We start from the raw sequence: 15,001 nt of genomic DNA on the forward strand, positions 1-15,001 counted from the left end.
ACCCATGAAACCTGTTGATATGTTGAGCCTGGATCTGCGATCCCTGGCAACGTTTGTGGCGGTTCTGGATGAGGGCAGCGTGTCCCGGGCGGCGGTTCGTCTGGGCGTTACCCAATCGGCCGTGAGCCACACCCTCGAGCGCCTGAGACAGGCCTTCGGCGACCCCCTGTTTGTGAAATCAGGGCGCGGCATTGTACCCACCGACTACGCCCTGCGCACCGGCCCCCACATCCGCCAGCTGCTGGATGATCTGCGCACCCTGCCCTCCGGGCCTCCCTTCGAACCGGCGTCGGCGGAATTCACCTTCACCATTGCCGCCAACGACTACCAGCGGGATCTGCTTCTGCCCGGGCTGCTCCGAATCCTGCGGCAGCAGGCCCCGGGCATCCGGCTGCAGGTGATTCCCTCCGGCATCCCCAACGCCGACATGCTGCGCAAAGAAGCCTGCGACCTGATCATCAGCCCGCACGCACCAGAAACCACCGACATCATGCAACGGGGCCTGATGGCGGACCGCATGGTGGTGTTCTACGACCCAAACCAACGCAACGCGCCCACAGATCTGGCCGAATACCTGAAAGCCGATCACATCGCCCTGATGTTCGCCACCGGCGAACGGCCGGGCTTTGAAAACACCCTGCACGCCAAGGGCCTGGACCGCCGCAACGTGGTCACCGTCTCCAACTTCTCCGGCCTGCCCGAATTCCTCCGCGGCACCGACATGCTGGCCACCGCCCCGGAACGCATGAGCGCACAACTCATGCGGGACTTCGCCTGGGTTCCACTTCCCTTCGACTACAAGCCCTTTACCCTGCTGATGCTATGGCACCGAAGGCACCAGAATGACCCGGCCCACCGCTGGGTACGCAACCAGGTGAATTCGGTTGCAGCGACCATGAACGGGCTGAACGATTAATCAATCAGTTTTGTTCATGTATTGCATGAGGCTACAAGCCGTTATCCAAACGCACCATAAACCCTAGACTTCACGTCAATCGTCGACCTAGCGCAACTCTAAAGTCAGGACAAATAGTGTTAGCACTCACAAGCATCTGGACAACCATACTGCTGGCCGCCGCCGTCGCCCTCGGGCCACTGGCCGTAGACATGTACCTGCCAGCATTGCCCCAGATCGGCGCCGACTTCGATGCCGGCACCGATCAGGTCCAGCTGACTCTGAGCGTCTACCTGGCCGGCTTCGCCATCGCACAACTCATCTGCGGGCCGCTGGCCGACCGCTTTGGCCGCAAACCCATCATGATCGGTGGCTTCCTGCTCTTTACTGTTGCGAGCATCGGCTGCGCCCTGGCCAACAACATCGAAACCCTGCAGCTGTTCCGGTTCCTGCAAGCCCTGGGCGGCTCCGCTGGCCCTGTGCTGGGTCGCGCCATCATCCGCGACATCTATACCCCCCGGGAAGCCGCCAAAATCCTCGCCCTGCTGGCCAGCATCATGGCCCTGGCACCGGCGGTGGCCCCTACACTGGGCGGCCTGATGGTCGGCGGTCTCAGCTGGCACTGGATCTTCATCGCCATGGGCGGCTACGCCCTCGTCATGGCGGCGGTCACCGCTTTTGGCATCCCTGAGCCACTGAAACCGGAGTATCGCCAGCCCCTGCGCCTGTGCCACCTGTTCGCCAACTACCGGCGCATCAGCACCGACGCCAGCTTCATTGGCTACACCCTGACCAACGCCGCCATCTACGGCGGGCTGTTTGCCTTCCTGTCTGGCGCCTCCTTCGTGCTGATTGACGTACTGGGGGTTCAGCCGGAGCACTTCGGCTTCTACTTCGCCGCCATCGTCGTGGGCTACATCGCTGGTAATCTGGGCTCCATCCGACTGGCGCGTTACCTGGGGCCGGATCAGATCCTGTTCTACGGTCTGATCACCGCTCTGGCCGGCGGCGCCGTCATGGCGCTCCTGGCCTACCAACAGGTTTACAGCCCGTGGGCGGTGATGATTCCCCAGGCCATCTTCATGGCCGGTACCGGCCTGGTACTGCCCCAGTGCATGGCCGGCGCCCTGGCCAACTTCCCCACCATGGCCGGCTCCGCCTCCGCGCTTTTTGGCTTTATCCAGATGAGCGCCGCCGCCATCGCCGGCGCCATCGTCGGAGCCCTGCACAATGGCACCCCTCTGGTGATGGCCACCGTCATCGCCACCTGCGCCGGCCTGGCCATGATCGGCTACCTGCTGCTGGTACAACGCTACCCGGCGAAAGCCTTTGAAACCGGAAAAGCCAGCGCCTGAAAGGCTCGCACGAGCATGATCCAGCTAAAGTCGGGGATGAAAAGTCATCCAAAGTAAGCTACACAGAGTAAGTTGCAGAACGTAAAACCAAGGAACTCTCAACAAACTCAGGAGCAGCATATGAGTAACGTCACCCTCGACGGCAACCCCATTGAACTGAGCGGAAAATTCCCCCAGCCGGGCGACAACGTACCGCCCTTCACCCTGACCAGCAGCGGACTGGAAGAAGTCAAACTCGACAACTGGGCTGGCAAACGCAAAATCCTCAACATCATCCCCAGCATCGACACCGGTGTATGCGCCGCCAGCACCCGCAAGTTCAACGAAAAGGCCGGCAGCCTCGACAACACCGTAGTACTCGTTATCTCCGCGGACCTGCCCTTCGCCGCTTCCCGTTTCTGTGGCGCCGAAGGCCTGAAAAACGTGGAAACCCTTTCCACCTTCCGTAACTACAGCTTCCAGCAGGACTACGGCGTGGCCATCCAGAACGGCCCCCTCGCCGGCCTCTGCGCCCGCGCGGTGGTGGTGCTGGACGAGAACAACAAGGTAATCCACAGCGAACTGGTCAACGAGATCAAGAACGAGCCGGATTACGATGCGGCTTTGAGTGTGCTCTGATATTCATTGAACCTCCAAACCCCTGTTGATCGATAGAGTACAGGGTATTGCACCGCCGTCCGGGTGACCGGGTGGGGTGGGCTTTCCAAAAATTTGCGGAGCCAGGGATGGCGGAGCAGAAGCGCCACATGGATGTGCCGAAGGAGCGTTTTTTGGAAAGCCCACCCCGCTCGGTCGCTTGCATCTGAGCCGAGTGCATGCACCCGACACAAGAACTGCTAGAATCCCCGCCACACTCAATACCAAGGCCCTCAAGCTAACGTGCAAAACCACCTGCAAAACGCCTCCCTGGGCCGCCAGCTCTACCACATGACCTGGCCCATGCTCTTCGGCGTGCTCTCGCTGATGACCTTCCAGCTCACCGACAGCGCCTTCGTCGGCCAACTAGGCCGCGACCCGCTGGCAGCGCTGGGCTTTACCGTGCCCATGCAACAACTGGTCAGTGGCATGTACGTAGGACTGGGCATTGCCACCACCGCCATCATCTCCCGCACACTGGGCCAGGGCGACGACATGCGCGCCCAACGCCTGGGCGGCCTGGTGGTCGCCATTGGGGCCGGCCTGGCTTTCCTCCTGTGCCTGTCGGTCTGGCTCCTGCAAAACCTGATCCTGGACCTGCTCGGCGCCGAACAGGCCCTGCGGCCAGTCATCAGGGAATACTGGGCACCCTGGCTGCTCTCCGCCTGGACCGGCGCCATGGTCTACTTCAGTTACGCTGTGTGCCGCGCCAATGGCGACACCCGCCTGCCGGGCTACATGATGATCATCACCAGCCTGCTCAACATCGCCCTGGACCCGCTGTACATCTTCGTGTTCGGCTGGGGTCTGCCCGGCGCCGCCTGGGCCACCATCACCGCCTTCGGCATTGGCGCGCTGATCGTCTACCCGACCCTGCTCAAACGCCAGTGGCTAAGATTCGACCTGCTCCAGCTGCAACTGGCTCAGGCTGTACGCCAGCTCGGCGGCATCATGGCGCCGGCCATGGTCAGCCAGCTGATGCCACCTATCTCAGCCATGCTGGCCACGGCACTGGTGGCAGGGTTCGGCTCTGCTGCGGTGGCCGCCTGGGGCCTGGGCACCCGCCTGGAGTTCTTCTCCATTGTGGTAGTGCTGGCCCTGACCATGTCCATGCCGCCGATGATCGGCCGCATGCTGGGGGCCGGGGAAATCGAGAAGATCCGCAAGCTGGTTCGCATTGCGGTGCGCTTTATCGTGATCTGGCAGCTGGCCATCGGGCTGATCTGGCTGGCCGCCTCCGGCTTCGTCTCTGGCCTGTTCAGCCGCGATGCCGGAGTACAGGACATCCTGGTGAGCTATCTGCTGCGAGTGCCACTGAGCTACAGCGGGCTTGGCGTGTGTATTCTGATGGTGTCAGTCAACAACGCGCTGGGCATGCCCATGCGCGCACTGTTGATTTCCACCCTGCGGCTATTCGCCTGCTATCTGCCCCTGCTCTGGGTTGGCGGGCAACTGGCCGGGCTGACCGGGCTGATGTCCGGCGCTCTGGTGGGCAACCTGCTGGCCGGCACCATGGCCTATAGCCTGTATCGCCAGGGTATGAGCCGGTTGCGCCAGCAGGGGTAATACTCAGGCAAACCGGGCGCGGAAGCTCTCGGGCATGGGGGTTACTTCCCGGCTCTGGTAGTTAAAGAACACGAAACCGTACTTGGCCAGCGCCACTGGTTGCCCGCTGTCGGCCTTGGTCACCCGGAACACGAAATCACCGCCGTATTTGTTGAAATCCATCAGCCCCACTTCAAAGCGCAGCAGGTCCGGGTAGAAGGACTCTCCCTGGTACATGGTAGCGAGATCCGTGACGATGATGCCCACACCATCGTGGCCCGCCTCTTCAATGCCATGCTCTACCAGGAACTGGGCGCGCGCTTCAGACAGCATGGAGATCAGCGCGTCGTTACCCAGGTGGTTGGCGCCGTTGATGTCGGTAATGCGTACCGGCAGGCGGGTTTCGAAGGTGAAGGCGGTGTCGGGAAAGTCGAGTTTGATTCTGGCCACTTGGGGGTCCCCTGGGGTGCGCTTGGTGCGATTGAGTAATGGGGGTGCATCATACTCCGACCTTTGTCGCTTCTCATCCTGTGGGTTGTTCGGGTATCTTGCTGTAAACGTCGTAGCGCCGCGAATGCTGGTTCGGTCGGCCGTAGGGATAAGCTTTCCAAAACACGCTGTGTATACATCCCTGTACGCTCTGCTCCGCCATCCATGGCTCCGCAAGGTTTTGGAAAGCTTATCCCTACGCCCTCATCCTGGCCTTGTACGCGCACCATAAAAACAGCAAAAAGACAGAGAGCCTTATGAACATCCGCCCCGCCGCCACCCTGGTTCTGACCCGTGATACCGATAACGGCATTGAAGTCCTGCTTCTGCAACGCACCTGGGAGGCGGTGTTTCTGCCGGGTTATTACGTGTTCCCGGGGGGTGCGGTGAATGCGCAGGAGCCGGAGGGGCGGGCTCATGTGGTGGGTGTGGAGGATGCCGACATCAGTCAGACCATGAGTCTGGATGAAGGCGGGGCGGATTACATGCTGGCGGCGGTTCGGGAGTGTTTTGAAGAGGCGGGGATTCTGCTGGCTCAGGATGCGTCCGGTCAGTTGATTGGCGCCGATCACGGGGTTCACAGTGAGCGAATGGCGTTGTTTCAGGAGGAGATTTCGCTGGCGCAGTTGTGTGCGAAGCATGGTTTGACGGTGCCGCTGGACCGGTTGGCGTATCTGAGCCACTGGGTGACGCCACCGGGGCCGCCGCGCCGTTTTGATACCCGGTTTTTTGTAGCGGTGGCGCCGGAAGGCCAGGTGGCGAGCCATGATGGTACCGAAACCATTGATCACGTCTGGATTGCGCCGGCTCAGGCGCTTGAAGAACATCGGGCCGGTGCCCGGTTGCTGGGGTTACCGACGATCCGGACCTTGCGGGTATTGAGTGAGTTCGGCACGACCGGCGAGATGATGCGTTATGCCCACGCCAATCCCCCGGAGGCGTTTCCGGATCAGCCCTGGCCGGCAGTGCGCAAGGGCAAGCCGGTGATGCTGGAACCCAACGCTCCGGCCTATGACGAGGCAGTCAAGCTGGATCCGGAAGGTGAAGGGTCAACCCGTGCGGAGATTGTTCCCGGGGAACCGGTGGAGGTGGCCGCCGGGGTTATCCGGCTGACCGCGCCGAACCCCGGGATGATGACCGGCCCGGGCACCAACACCTATATCCTTGGCCATGAACGTTTTACGGTGCTGGACCCCGGCCCGGCGAACGAGGCGCATATCGAGCGAATTCTGGAGCTTACCGGTGGTGTGGTGGATCAGGTGGTGGTTACCCACACCCATATGGACCACTCCCCGGCCGTGGCCCAACTCAAGGCACGTACCGGTTGCCGGGTATTTGGCTGGCCAGCACCCGAGGGCGCGGGGCAGGATCAAGGCTTCACACCGGATGATCAACCCGGGCATGAAGACCTGATTGTGACCGAAGCGGGCATCCTGAAGGTTTTGCATACCCCGGGCCATGCTTCGAACCACCTGTGTTATCTGTTGCTGGATCAGGAATTACTGTTTTCCGGGGATCACATCATGCAGGGATCAACGGTGGTGATTAACCCACCGGACGGTGATATGAAGGCCTACATTGATTCCATGTACGATCTGCTGGCCGAGCCTGTGCGCTTCATTGCACCGGCCCATGGTTTTCTGATGGGCCAGCCTGCGGCGGTGATGGATTACCTGATCACCCACCGGCTGTCCCGGGAACACAAAGTGTGGCGGGCTCTGGAGGCGCTGGCACCGGTCAGTCTGAAAGACCTGACCGCCAGGGCCTATGACGATGTCCCGGCCGCCATTCACGGCCTGGCCGCCCGCTCAGCGCTCGCGCACCTGCTGAAGCTGGAAGCCGAACACAGGGCGTTCGCCGACGACGGGCTCTGGCACGTGGTCGCGCCAGACTGAGGCTACTTCTTGGCGATCACCCATACCGCGTGCACGATGCCCGGAATGTAACCCAGGATGGTCAGCAGGATGTTGATCCAGAAATGCTTGCCGATACCAACCTGTAAAAAGACGCCTAACGGCGGTAACAGAATTGCTACCAGAATTCGCAAAAGATCCATTCAGTTCTCTCCTTGACGGGCGTAAAACAGTCATATCACTGCAAGATAGCAGTGGTATGACATTTCACCATATTGAACCGGGTAAATTCGGCCCGGTTTCATGAAAGTGGCATTAAACCTCTGTCACAGCCGTATTCATGATTGAGGCTCATCCCTATCCTTGGGGCCACATCGTCAGGTAATTGAGGACTTATGCTGAGAGCAAGGCTCAGATATTCCATCACTAGCGCACTCACATCATCACTCCTGGTTTTGGCGACGCCCGCCGTGCTGGCCGAGGCAGTCAGTTCCAAGGCAGACGCCACCGCCCTGTTGGTGGCCGATCTGGCGGAAGATGAAAACGTTGAGGATGTTGAGCACTCCGAACCCCGCCGGGGCTCTGCGCAGGCACGCGCCCAGGCTGAGACAACCAGCGAACAGAGCAGCCCGCAGGACCCCCCGGTGGAGGCACCGGAGGGAGCCAACAAGCCCCGTGAAATCGCACCCAATATCGACCTGAAAGAAGTGGCCCCGCTGCCGGAGCCGGAGCCTGAGGCAAGCGATTCCGGGGATTCTGCCGTGCAGCCGGAACCTCAGGCCGAAATACAATCCGGGACAGCCGACGCGGCCGGGAGCAACACCCCGGCGTCCCCGGACGATGTTGCCGAGAAGGAACCGGAGCCTGCAGCACCCGTGCCCGCAGAGAGTTTCACACTGCTGGGCAAGGAAATTCTACCCGGCACTGCGACACGACTGGCCTGGTCGCCAGGCATTCAGATTGCCGGGTTGTCCCAGATTACCCCGGTACTGGTGGTCAATGGCGTTAACCAGGGCCCGACCCTGTGCCTGACCGGCGCGGTTCATGGTGACGAGCTCAACGGCATCGAAATTGTCCGTCGCAGCATGTACGACCTGAACCCAGAAAAACTCAGTGGCCGGGTTATCGGCGTGCCCATCGTGAACCTCACCGGCTTTCAGCAGGGCAGCCGCTATCTGCCGGATCGTCGCGACCTGAACCGGCATTTCCCCGGCACCCAGGACGGCACACTGGCCGACCGCGTTGCCCATTCCCTGTTTAACAACGTTATCCGGCACTGCGACATGCTGGTGGATATTCACACCGGGTCACTCAAGCGCACCAACCTGCCGCAACTCCGGGCCGACATGAACAATCCGGATGTCGCCGAATTCACCCGGGGCTTTGACCGGATGGCCGTGGTTCACAGTTCCGGGTCACCCGGCATGTTGCGTACCGCGGCTACCGAAGCAGGAATCCGCACCGTGACACTGGAGGCCGGGGAATCCCTGCGCATCCAGGAACACCAGATCGAAGCGGGCGTAAACAGCCTCAACAGTCTGATGGAAAAGCACGGCATGATTTCCCGCATGTTTGTCTGGGGCGATCCGGAGCCGGTGTATTACGACTCTACCTGGATCCGGGCCCAGCACGGCGGCATCCTGTTCAGCGAAATCAAGCTGGGAGCGACGGTATCCGAGGGCGAGGTACTGGGTTATGTCGCCGATCCAATCACCAACGAACAGCATCCGATTCGCGCCTCCTCGGACGGCCGGGTCATCGGCATGGCGGTGGATCAGGTAGTGATGGCAGGGTTTGCCGCCTACCACATAGGTACGGAGGCACAAGTACCCGGAGAGTAGTATGCTAGGCGTTTTCCATGGGCACGGAACCAGCAGGAGACGGAGTGTCTGACCTGAACGCCACAACGCAAAACTCCGGGCAGACCCTGGCCTACATCGGTCTGGTGCTGACACCGCTGTTCTGGGCAGGCAACGCCGTGGTGGCCCGGGGCACGGTCGAGCACATTCCACCATTGTCCATGTCGTTCTGGCGCTGGGTACTGGCCTTGGCCATTCTCCTGCCGTTCGGCTTACCCGGTATCTGGCGCCACCGGCAGGTGATTCGTCAGCGCCTCGGGTCCATGATTGCACTGGCCACCTTCAGCGTTGCCGCCTTCAATTCCCTGCTCTATGTCGCGGCCATGACCACGACAGCCACCAACATCGCGCTGATCAACGCCACTATCCCGATTTTTGTCGCACTGCTGGCCTGGCTGTTGTTGGGTGACCGGACCCGCCCGATTCAGATACTGGGCATTGCCATGGCCCTGGCCGGCATTCTGTGCGTGATTGCCCGCGGCGATGTATCGGTGCTGACCGGCCTGCAGGCCCAGCCCGGCGACCTGGTGATGGTGGCTGCGGTGTTCAGCTGGGGCCTGTTCTCGGTGCTGTTGCGCCGGCAGGCGGTGCCACTGCCGGCACTGACCTTCCTCACCACGCAGATCCTGCTGGGCACCCTGATTCTCGCGCCGGTCTACCTGATCGACTTTCTGTTCTTCAGCGGCGGCTTTGCCCTGTCACAAAGTACCGCCCTTCCTCTGATCTATTTTGCGATTTTTCCGGGCATTCTCGCCTACGCCTTCTGGAATCATGGCGTACACAGCATTGGCCCTGCCCGGGCTGCCATTTTCATGTACCTTACGCCGGTTTATGCCTCTGTGCTGGCGGTGGTTTTTCTCGGGGAAAACCTCAGCCTGTTTCATCTGGTGGGTGGACTGCTGATACTCGGAGGCCTGATACTGGCGACCCGAACCGGCCGGCGTCTGTCCCGCCCGCCTGTCACTGCACTGGATAAAGGAGAGCCGAATGACTAGGCAAGCCGCCTCTGCATATTCCCGGCCGGCCATCATTACCCTGATGCTGGCCGCTCTTTCCCTGAACGTCGCAGCAGCACCCTGCGACCCGGATGAGTCCAAATGGGCGCCATCCCGCTACTACCCGGCCGGAGCGGTGGTGCACCATGACGGCAAGTGGTACCAGTCCCGGGAGCTACACCAGGGCCTGGAACCGGGCATTACCTTCGACTGGAAACAGCTCGATTCTGCCCCCGAATGCTCCGGCGAGGCTGCGCCCCCGGCCCCGATCGACAAGTCCGATGTAGAAACCGGGCAAACAGCGCAGACAGGCACAGTCACCGGAAGCCCGGATTCACCAGCCTCGGAATCGTCCAGTGACAACGAACTGTGCGAGCAGCCCGACCAGTGGCTGTTCTCAGAGCGCTACACCGTGGGCAGCGAAGCCAGCCATGGTGGCAAGATCTGGAAGGCGATCCACCCGACCAGCGGCGATATGCCCGGGATGAATACGCCGCCGCGCTGGCAATTGGTTGAAGATCACTGCTCCCTGGAAAATCAGCTGCCCTGAAGGGCGACCTCAATACGGTCGAGAATCTTCGCCAGTACCGCTCTCGGGCAGCCGATGTTCAGCCGCATGAAACCGCTGCCCTGGCTGCCGAAACTGAGCCCCGGATTGAGGCCAACCCCCGCCTGTTGCACGAAGAAGCGTTTCAGGGCGGTGTCGTCCAGCTTCAGGCCCCGGCAATCGAGCCAGATCAGGTAGGTGCCTTCCGGCGCGGAGGTGCGGATGCCCGTGAGTCGGCGGTCAACCTCCTGCACCACGAAATCGCGATTGCCCTTCAGATAGGCCATCAGATCATCCCGCCAGGGACCACCATGGCGATAGCCTGCCTCGAACCCGGCGATGCTGAACGGGTTACACTGCGGCAGGTGCAGCCGTTCGAACACCGTTTTCATGGCCTTGCGGCGCTCCGGATCCGGAATCACCAGGGCCGACAGGCCCAGCCCCGGCATATTGAAGGTCTTGCTCGGCGCAACCGCGGTTATCAGCGCATCATCCCCTTCCGCCAGGGTCGCCAACACCCGATGAGCGGGCTTGTCAGGATAGGTAAGATCGCAGTGAATCTCGTCCGACAGCACCACCAGGCCATGACGGCGCGCGATGTCCAGCACCTGAACCAGTTCCGCCTCGCGCCAGACCCGTCCCACCGGATTATGGGGTGAACACAGCAGCAATACCTTGGCCTCCGGCCGGGCGGCGCATTGCTCCAAATGCTCCAGATCCATGCGGTAGTCACCGGTTTCGTCTGCCATCAAAGGATTTTCAATCACGGTCCGGCCGGTATCCCTGACCGAGCTGAAAAACGGCGGGTACACCGGCGGCTGGATAATCACGCCCTCTCCGGGTTTGGCAAAGGCCAGGCAGGCCGCGTTGAGGGACGGCACCACCCCGGGCGCCATGACAATCCAGTCTCGCTGGATGCTCCAGCCATGACGGCTTTCAAACCACTGGATCATGGCCTCATAAAGGCTGTCCGGGAACAGGGTATAGCCATATACCGGATGCTGCGCCCGCTCGGTCAGCGCACGGGTGACCGCTTCCGGGGCCGGGAAGTCCATATCGGCGACCCACGCCGGTATCACATCGTCACGGCCGAATACTGCCTTGCGGGCGTCGAACTTGACCGAACAGGTGTGCTCTCTGGCGATGGGCTGATCGAAAACGCTGCCATTCATGGGGGCTCCGCTTGCTGTCTCCGTGAAAACGCTATTGTGGTGGCCTGGTGACGCCGTCGCAACCGACGCTTTGGCTCCGGCTTTGGTCGAAGAGCCATGAATTTCGCTTGCCCAATCCACCCGATGCTTGCGAACCTAACGGATTAGTCACCTGCGTTGACCAAAAACAATAATCGGAGCCCTTCCATGATTGGCCAGATTCTTTCCACCATGCTGCCGGTATTCCTGATTGCCGGCTGCGGCGCCTTGTACGGGCGTTACCGGACACCGGATATTCAGGGCCTGAACGTGCTCAACATGGAACTGTTCGTGCCCATGCTGGTGTTTGCGGTACTGGCAGACCAGCAGGCGCCCTTGCAGGAATACGGTTGGCTGGCGCTGGCCGCCACGGTGGTGGTTCTGGGGTCCGGTGTGATTCTGTATCCGGTGGCCAGGCTGCTGAAGCTGAACCTGAAAACCTTCCTGCCACCGATGATGTTCAACAACTCCGGCAACATGGGGATTCCGATTCTGGTGCTGGCATTCGGGGATGCAGCGCTGCCTGCGGCCATTGTGCTGTTCATCGTGGAAATGCTGCTGCACTTCTCGGTAGGCCTGTACATGCTGGACCCCCACACCTCCATTATCCGCCGGCTGCGGTTGCCCATCGTTTTCGCCAGCATCGCCGGCCTGGCGGTGAACCTCAGTGGTATCCCGCTGCCGGGTTGGCTGCTGGAAACCCTGAACATGCTTGGCGGTGTGTGCATTCCACTGATGCTGTTTGCCCTGGGCGTCCGCATGCTGGATGTCGATTTCAGCGACTGGAAGATGGGGCTGATCGGCGCCATCGCCTGCCCGCTCTCGGGGCTGATCCTGGCCTGGCCGATGATCGCCCTGCTGGATCTTCCGGGGCTTCAGGTTGCCAGCCTTTGGGTCTTTGCCGCCCTGCCACCGGCCGTACTGAATTACATGGTGGCCGAACAGTATCAGCAGGAACCCCACACCGTGGCCTCTCTGGTGCTGCTGAGCAACCTGGGCAGTCTGGTGGTGATGCCCATCGTGCTGGGCTTGGTATTCGCGGCGGGCTACGTGTAAGCTTCTCCGCAATCCGGAGATTTGATCAATGTCAGAAACCCTTGCGGTTGTCCGCGCTTCCCGCCCGAACTTTCTACTGCTCGCCCCGTTGTGTGCCGGCCTGGGCCTGGCTGTCGCCTGGCAACAGGGCCAACCGCCTGAACTCTTGCACACCCTCCTGGTTTTCCTTGGCGCTGTGCTTGCCCATGCGGCGGTGAATCTCCTGAACGAATACGACGATTTTCGCTCCGGTCTGGACATGATCACCGAGCGCACCCCGTTTTCCGGTGGCAGCGGCGCCCTGCCCGAGGTGCCGTCTGCTGCCCGGCGGGTGCTCTGGGCGGGCCTGGGCACACTGGCGCTGGTGGTGGCCATTGGTCTGTATTTTCTCTGGCTGCGGGGCCTGCCGCTGCTGGTACTCGGGGCGGCCGGTGTGGTGCTGGTGCTTACCTACACCCGCTGGATTACCCGTTCGCCGCTGCTGTGCCTGCTGGCACCGGGCATGGGGTTTGGTCCGATCATGGTCCTGGGCACCGTTATCGCCCTGGGTGGTGGCATCGATACCACTGCCCTGCTGGCGTCTCTGGTGGCCCTGTTGATGGTCAGTGAGCTGTTGCTGATCAACCAGATTCCGGATGCCGAGGCCGATCGAGCGATTGGCCGTCGCCATCTGGTGATTACCCTTGGCCCCGAAAAAGCCGCCCACCTGGTGGCTGGCCTGTTGCTTGCCAGCTATGGTGTCATCGTTGCCGGTGTGGTCAGTGGCTATCTGGCAATGACCAGCCTTATCGCCCTGGCACCCTTACCCGCAGCTGTCTGGATCAGCCTTCGACTACCTTGGGTACTGGCGATGCCAGACCAGCTCAACCGCGTGCTGGGCGCCAACGTGGCGGTACTGCTGTCCACACTGGCGCTGCTGGTAACCGGGCTCAGCCTTTGAGCCTGAACCGGCTGACCCGGGACTGCAGCTGCCCCGCCAGCACGGCCAGGTTGCGGCTGGCACCCGCCACCTGATCTGAACCTGCGGAGGTTTCGATGGTGGCATCGTGAATCCGGGCGATGTTCCGGTTCACTTCCTCGGCCACCGAGCTCTGTTCTTCCGCCGCGCTGGCGATCTGGGCGTTCATATCATTGATTGACGCCATTTCTTCCCGGATTCGCGCCAGAGAGCGCTCGGCTTCCGTCGTTTTTTCGACGGTAACGCCCGCCAGCTTCCGGCTCTCTTCCATCTCGCCCGCTGCCTGGCCGGCTCCGGTCTGTAGCCGGCCAATCATGTCCTGAATCTCACGGGTAGATTCCTGGGTGCGGGACGCCAGGGAACGGACTTCATCCGCCACCACAGCAAAGCCACGACCATGCTCACCGGCACGGGCCGCCTCGATCGCGGCGTTCAGGGCCAGCAGATTTGTCTGTTCGGCGATGGCGTTGATCACTTCAATAATCTGTTCGATGTTACCGCTGTCTTCGGACACCCGGTTCACCGAAGCCGCCGCCTGCTCCAGCTTGTCGGCCAGACCGGTAATGGCGGCAGCGGTTTCCTGTACCACCTGATTGCCGGTTTCCACTTCGGTGTCGGCTTTCTGGGTAGCGCTGGCGGCACTGGCCGCAAAGCCGGCCACTTCATTAACTGTGGCGGCCATCTGGTTCACGGCGGTGGCCATCTGTTCCGCCTCCGTCGCCTGCATTCGGATCTGGCGACTGTTATTATCAGACGTCCCTTCAAGCTCCCTGGAGGAGTTGGACAACTCATCCGCTGCCGAACGCACGTCCTGAATAATCCCGGTCAGGCGTTCGATGGTATCCACCAGCGCCCCCATCACACTGTTGGGGTATCGCGTGTCGAGTTGCTGGTTCAAATTGCCGTCAGCCAATTGCCGAATGGCCTCTGCGACGGTTTCCGGCTCGGCCCCCAGAATCCGCTTCAGTCCACGAATGATCACCGTCGCAATGACGACACTCGGCAACACCGCGACCGCTGTTACCGAAATGATCAGCAGATTGAAGCCACTGGCCGCCTGACGCACGGCATTCACATCCCCTGCAATTTCATCTTCCTGGTAATCAATAAAGGTGTTAACCCGGTCGAGCCACTCGCTGTAAGCCGGCGAGGCTTCCTGCAGCAGCAGTTGCCGGGCCGCTTCATTCTGACCATTGCTGCGAAGCTCAATCACTCTGGCCGTCAGGGCAAGGGTGGTTGTCTCGATGTTTTCGATCGCATCCAGCAGCTCCCGTTCCTGTGCCTGGGCGCCCTGCTCCCGGAACATCCGGGCCATATCACTGGCGTTCTCCCGATACATGGCGGCCAGCCGGTCGATGTCCTGCAGATGCCGCTGCAACTCGGAATCCCGGTTTACCAGCACCGCATCGCGGATGGCAATCGCCCGATCATGTACGCTGCCCCGAAAATTGATGGCATAGCGCTGCTTCAACGCCGCGCCTTCGTTAACCGAGGTAAGGGTCTTGTCCATGAACCCGACCCGCTGGTTGCCGATCACCGTGATCGCAATCATCAGAGACACGATCAGCCCGAATCCCAGGGCCAGGCGTTTGGCAACGGTAAGTTGGCCAGTCATAAAACACTCCAGAGTGAAAGAAAACGTGG

The 15,001-nt window shown here is 61.2% G+C and carries 14 protein-coding genes; 10 read left to right on the top strand and 4 right to left on the bottom strand.

The features are described 5' to 3' along the window. Positions 1–4: 4 nt before the first annotated feature. The 4 genes from OZ656_RS19620 to OZ656_RS19635 all read left to right on the top strand — a co-directional run bounded on the left by OZ656_RS19620 (position 5) and on the right by OZ656_RS19635 (position 4,452). Entirely contained in the window at positions 5–916 is a 912-nt protein-coding gene (locus tag OZ656_RS19620; protein ID WP_031210070.1) for a LysR family transcriptional regulator, read from the top strand. A gap of 116 nt (positions 917–1,032) precedes the next feature. After that, on the top strand, positions 1,033–2,250 hold the full coding sequence (locus tag OZ656_RS19625) for a Bcr/CflA family multidrug efflux MFS transporter (RefSeq protein WP_379944827.1): 1,218 nt from the start codon (positions 1,033–1,035) through the stop codon (positions 2,248–2,250). A 120-nt stretch (positions 2,251–2,370) separates the two neighbouring features. After that, positions 2,371–2,868 (top strand): thiol peroxidase, encoded by a 498-nt coding sequence (tpx, locus tag OZ656_RS19630; RefSeq protein WP_011787201.1) that lies wholly within the window; start codon positions 2,371–2,373, stop codon positions 2,866–2,868. Between the two features lie 261 nt (positions 2,869–3,129). Next, positions 3,130–4,452, top strand: a complete 1,323-nt coding sequence (locus tag OZ656_RS19635; protein WP_227548765.1) for an MATE family efflux transporter — start codon at positions 3,130–3,132, stop codon at positions 4,450–4,452. 3 nt (positions 4,453–4,455) lie between these two features. On the opposite strand, the gene OZ656_RS19640 is transcribed toward OZ656_RS19635, so the two are convergent. Next, positions 4,456–4,881, bottom strand: a complete 426-nt coding sequence (locus OZ656_RS19640; RefSeq protein WP_014423046.1) for a thioesterase family protein — start codon at positions 4,879–4,881, stop codon at positions 4,456–4,458. Between the two features lie 296 nt (positions 4,882–5,177). On the opposite strand from OZ656_RS19640, the gene OZ656_RS19645 reads away from it, so the two are divergent. Continuing rightward, the gene (locus tag OZ656_RS19645) at positions 5,178–6,815 is read left to right on the top strand and encodes an MBL fold metallo-hydrolase (RefSeq protein WP_379944828.1); all 1,638 of its coding nucleotides are present in this window, start codon (positions 5,178–5,180) and stop codon (positions 6,813–6,815) included. A 2-nt stretch (positions 6,816–6,817) separates the two neighbouring features. Here OZ656_RS19645 and OZ656_RS19650 read toward each other — a convergent pair whose 3' ends face one another. After that, entirely contained in the window at positions 6,818–6,976 is a 159-nt protein-coding gene (locus OZ656_RS19650) for a YqaE/Pmp3 family membrane protein (protein ID WP_014423048.1), read from the bottom strand. Positions 6,977–7,168: 192 nt separating this feature from the next. Here OZ656_RS19650 and OZ656_RS19655 point away from each other — a divergent pair, with 192 nt between their 5' ends. The 3 genes from OZ656_RS19655 to OZ656_RS19665 are packed head-to-tail and all read left to right on the top strand — an operon-like array spanning position 7,169 to position 10,177. Continuing rightward, positions 7,169–8,614 carry a succinylglutamate desuccinylase/aspartoacylase family protein gene (locus OZ656_RS19655; protein WP_379944829.1) on the top strand — a complete coding sequence of 482 codons (1,446 nt, stop codon included), beginning with the start codon at positions 7,169–7,171 and terminating at the stop codon, positions 8,612–8,614. Positions 8,615–8,631: 17 nt separating this feature from the next. Next, a complete protein-coding gene (locus tag OZ656_RS19660) occupies positions 8,632–9,627 on the top strand; it encodes a DMT family transporter (protein WP_379944830.1) in 996 nt (331 codons plus the stop codon). Next, complete coding sequence (locus tag OZ656_RS19665; RefSeq protein ID WP_379944832.1) at positions 9,620–10,177, top strand: carbohydrate-binding protein; 558 nt, start codon at positions 9,620–9,622, stop codon at positions 10,175–10,177. The genes OZ656_RS19660 and OZ656_RS19665 overlap by 8 nt, the downstream gene beginning before the upstream one ends. On the opposite strand, the gene OZ656_RS19670 is transcribed toward OZ656_RS19665, so the two are convergent. After that, positions 10,165–11,346, bottom strand: coding sequence for a MalY/PatB family protein (locus tag OZ656_RS19670; RefSeq protein WP_379944833.1), 1,182 nt, complete (start codon positions 11,344–11,346; stop codon positions 10,165–10,167). The genes OZ656_RS19665 and OZ656_RS19670 overlap by 13 nt on opposite strands. Positions 11,347–11,532: 186 nt before the next feature. Between OZ656_RS19670 and OZ656_RS19675 the strand changes: the two genes are divergently transcribed. After that, positions 11,533–12,420: an AEC family transporter gene (locus OZ656_RS19675; protein WP_278351451.1), complete on the top strand. Its 888-nt coding sequence runs from the start codon at positions 11,533–11,535 to the stop codon at positions 12,418–12,420. Positions 12,421–12,448: 28 nt separating this feature from the next. After that, positions 12,449–13,339, top strand: coding sequence for a prenyltransferase (locus tag OZ656_RS19680; protein WP_379944834.1), 891 nt, complete (start codon positions 12,449–12,451; stop codon positions 13,337–13,339). Here the strand turns inward: OZ656_RS19680 and OZ656_RS19685 are convergent. Continuing rightward, a complete protein-coding gene (locus tag OZ656_RS19685; protein WP_379944835.1) occupies positions 13,329–14,972 on the bottom strand; it encodes a methyl-accepting chemotaxis protein in 1,644 nt (547 codons plus the stop codon). The two genes, OZ656_RS19680 and OZ656_RS19685, sit on opposite strands and share 11 nt — an antisense overlap. Positions 14,973–15,001 lie beyond the last annotated feature (29 nt).

Origin of the sequence: Marinobacter sp. LM1 (genome assembly GCF_042763285.1) — a bacterium.
GTDB classification, from domain to species: Bacteria; Pseudomonadota; Gammaproteobacteria; order Pseudomonadales; family Oleiphilaceae; genus Marinobacter; species Marinobacter nauticus.

Coding starts and splice junctions, on each gene's coding strand:
- OZ656_RS19620 (WP_031210070.1), top strand. CDS start 5: ATGAAACCTGTTGATATGTTGAGCCTGGATCTGCGATCCCTGGCAACG.
- OZ656_RS19675 (WP_278351451.1), top strand. CDS start 11,533: ATGATTGGCCAGATTCTTTCCACCATGCTGCCGGTATTCCTGATTGCC.
- OZ656_RS19655 (WP_379944829.1), top strand. CDS start 7,169: ATGCTGAGAGCAAGGCTCAGATATTCCATCACTAGCGCACTCACATCA.
- OZ656_RS19685 (WP_379944835.1), bottom strand. CDS start 14,972: ATGACTGGCCAACTTACCGTTGCCAAACGCCTGGCCCTGGGATTCGGG.
- OZ656_RS19680 (WP_379944834.1), top strand. CDS start 12,449: ATGTCAGAAACCCTTGCGGTTGTCCGCGCTTCCCGCCCGAACTTTCTA.
- OZ656_RS19650 (WP_014423048.1), bottom strand. CDS start 6,976: ATGGATCTTTTGCGAATTCTGGTAGCAATTCTGTTACCGCCGTTAGGC.
- OZ656_RS19645 (WP_379944828.1), top strand. CDS start 5,178: ATGAACATCCGCCCCGCCGCCACCCTGGTTCTGACCCGTGATACCGAT.
- OZ656_RS19665 (WP_379944832.1), top strand. CDS start 9,620: ATGACTAGGCAAGCCGCCTCTGCATATTCCCGGCCGGCCATCATTACC.
- OZ656_RS19660 (WP_379944830.1), top strand. CDS start 8,632: ATGGGCACGGAACCAGCAGGAGACGGAGTGTCTGACCTGAACGCCACA.
- tpx (WP_011787201.1), top strand. CDS start 2,371: ATGAGTAACGTCACCCTCGACGGCAACCCCATTGAACTGAGCGGAAAA.
- OZ656_RS19670 (WP_379944833.1), bottom strand. CDS start 11,346: ATGAATGGCAGCGTTTTCGATCAGCCCATCGCCAGAGAGCACACCTGT.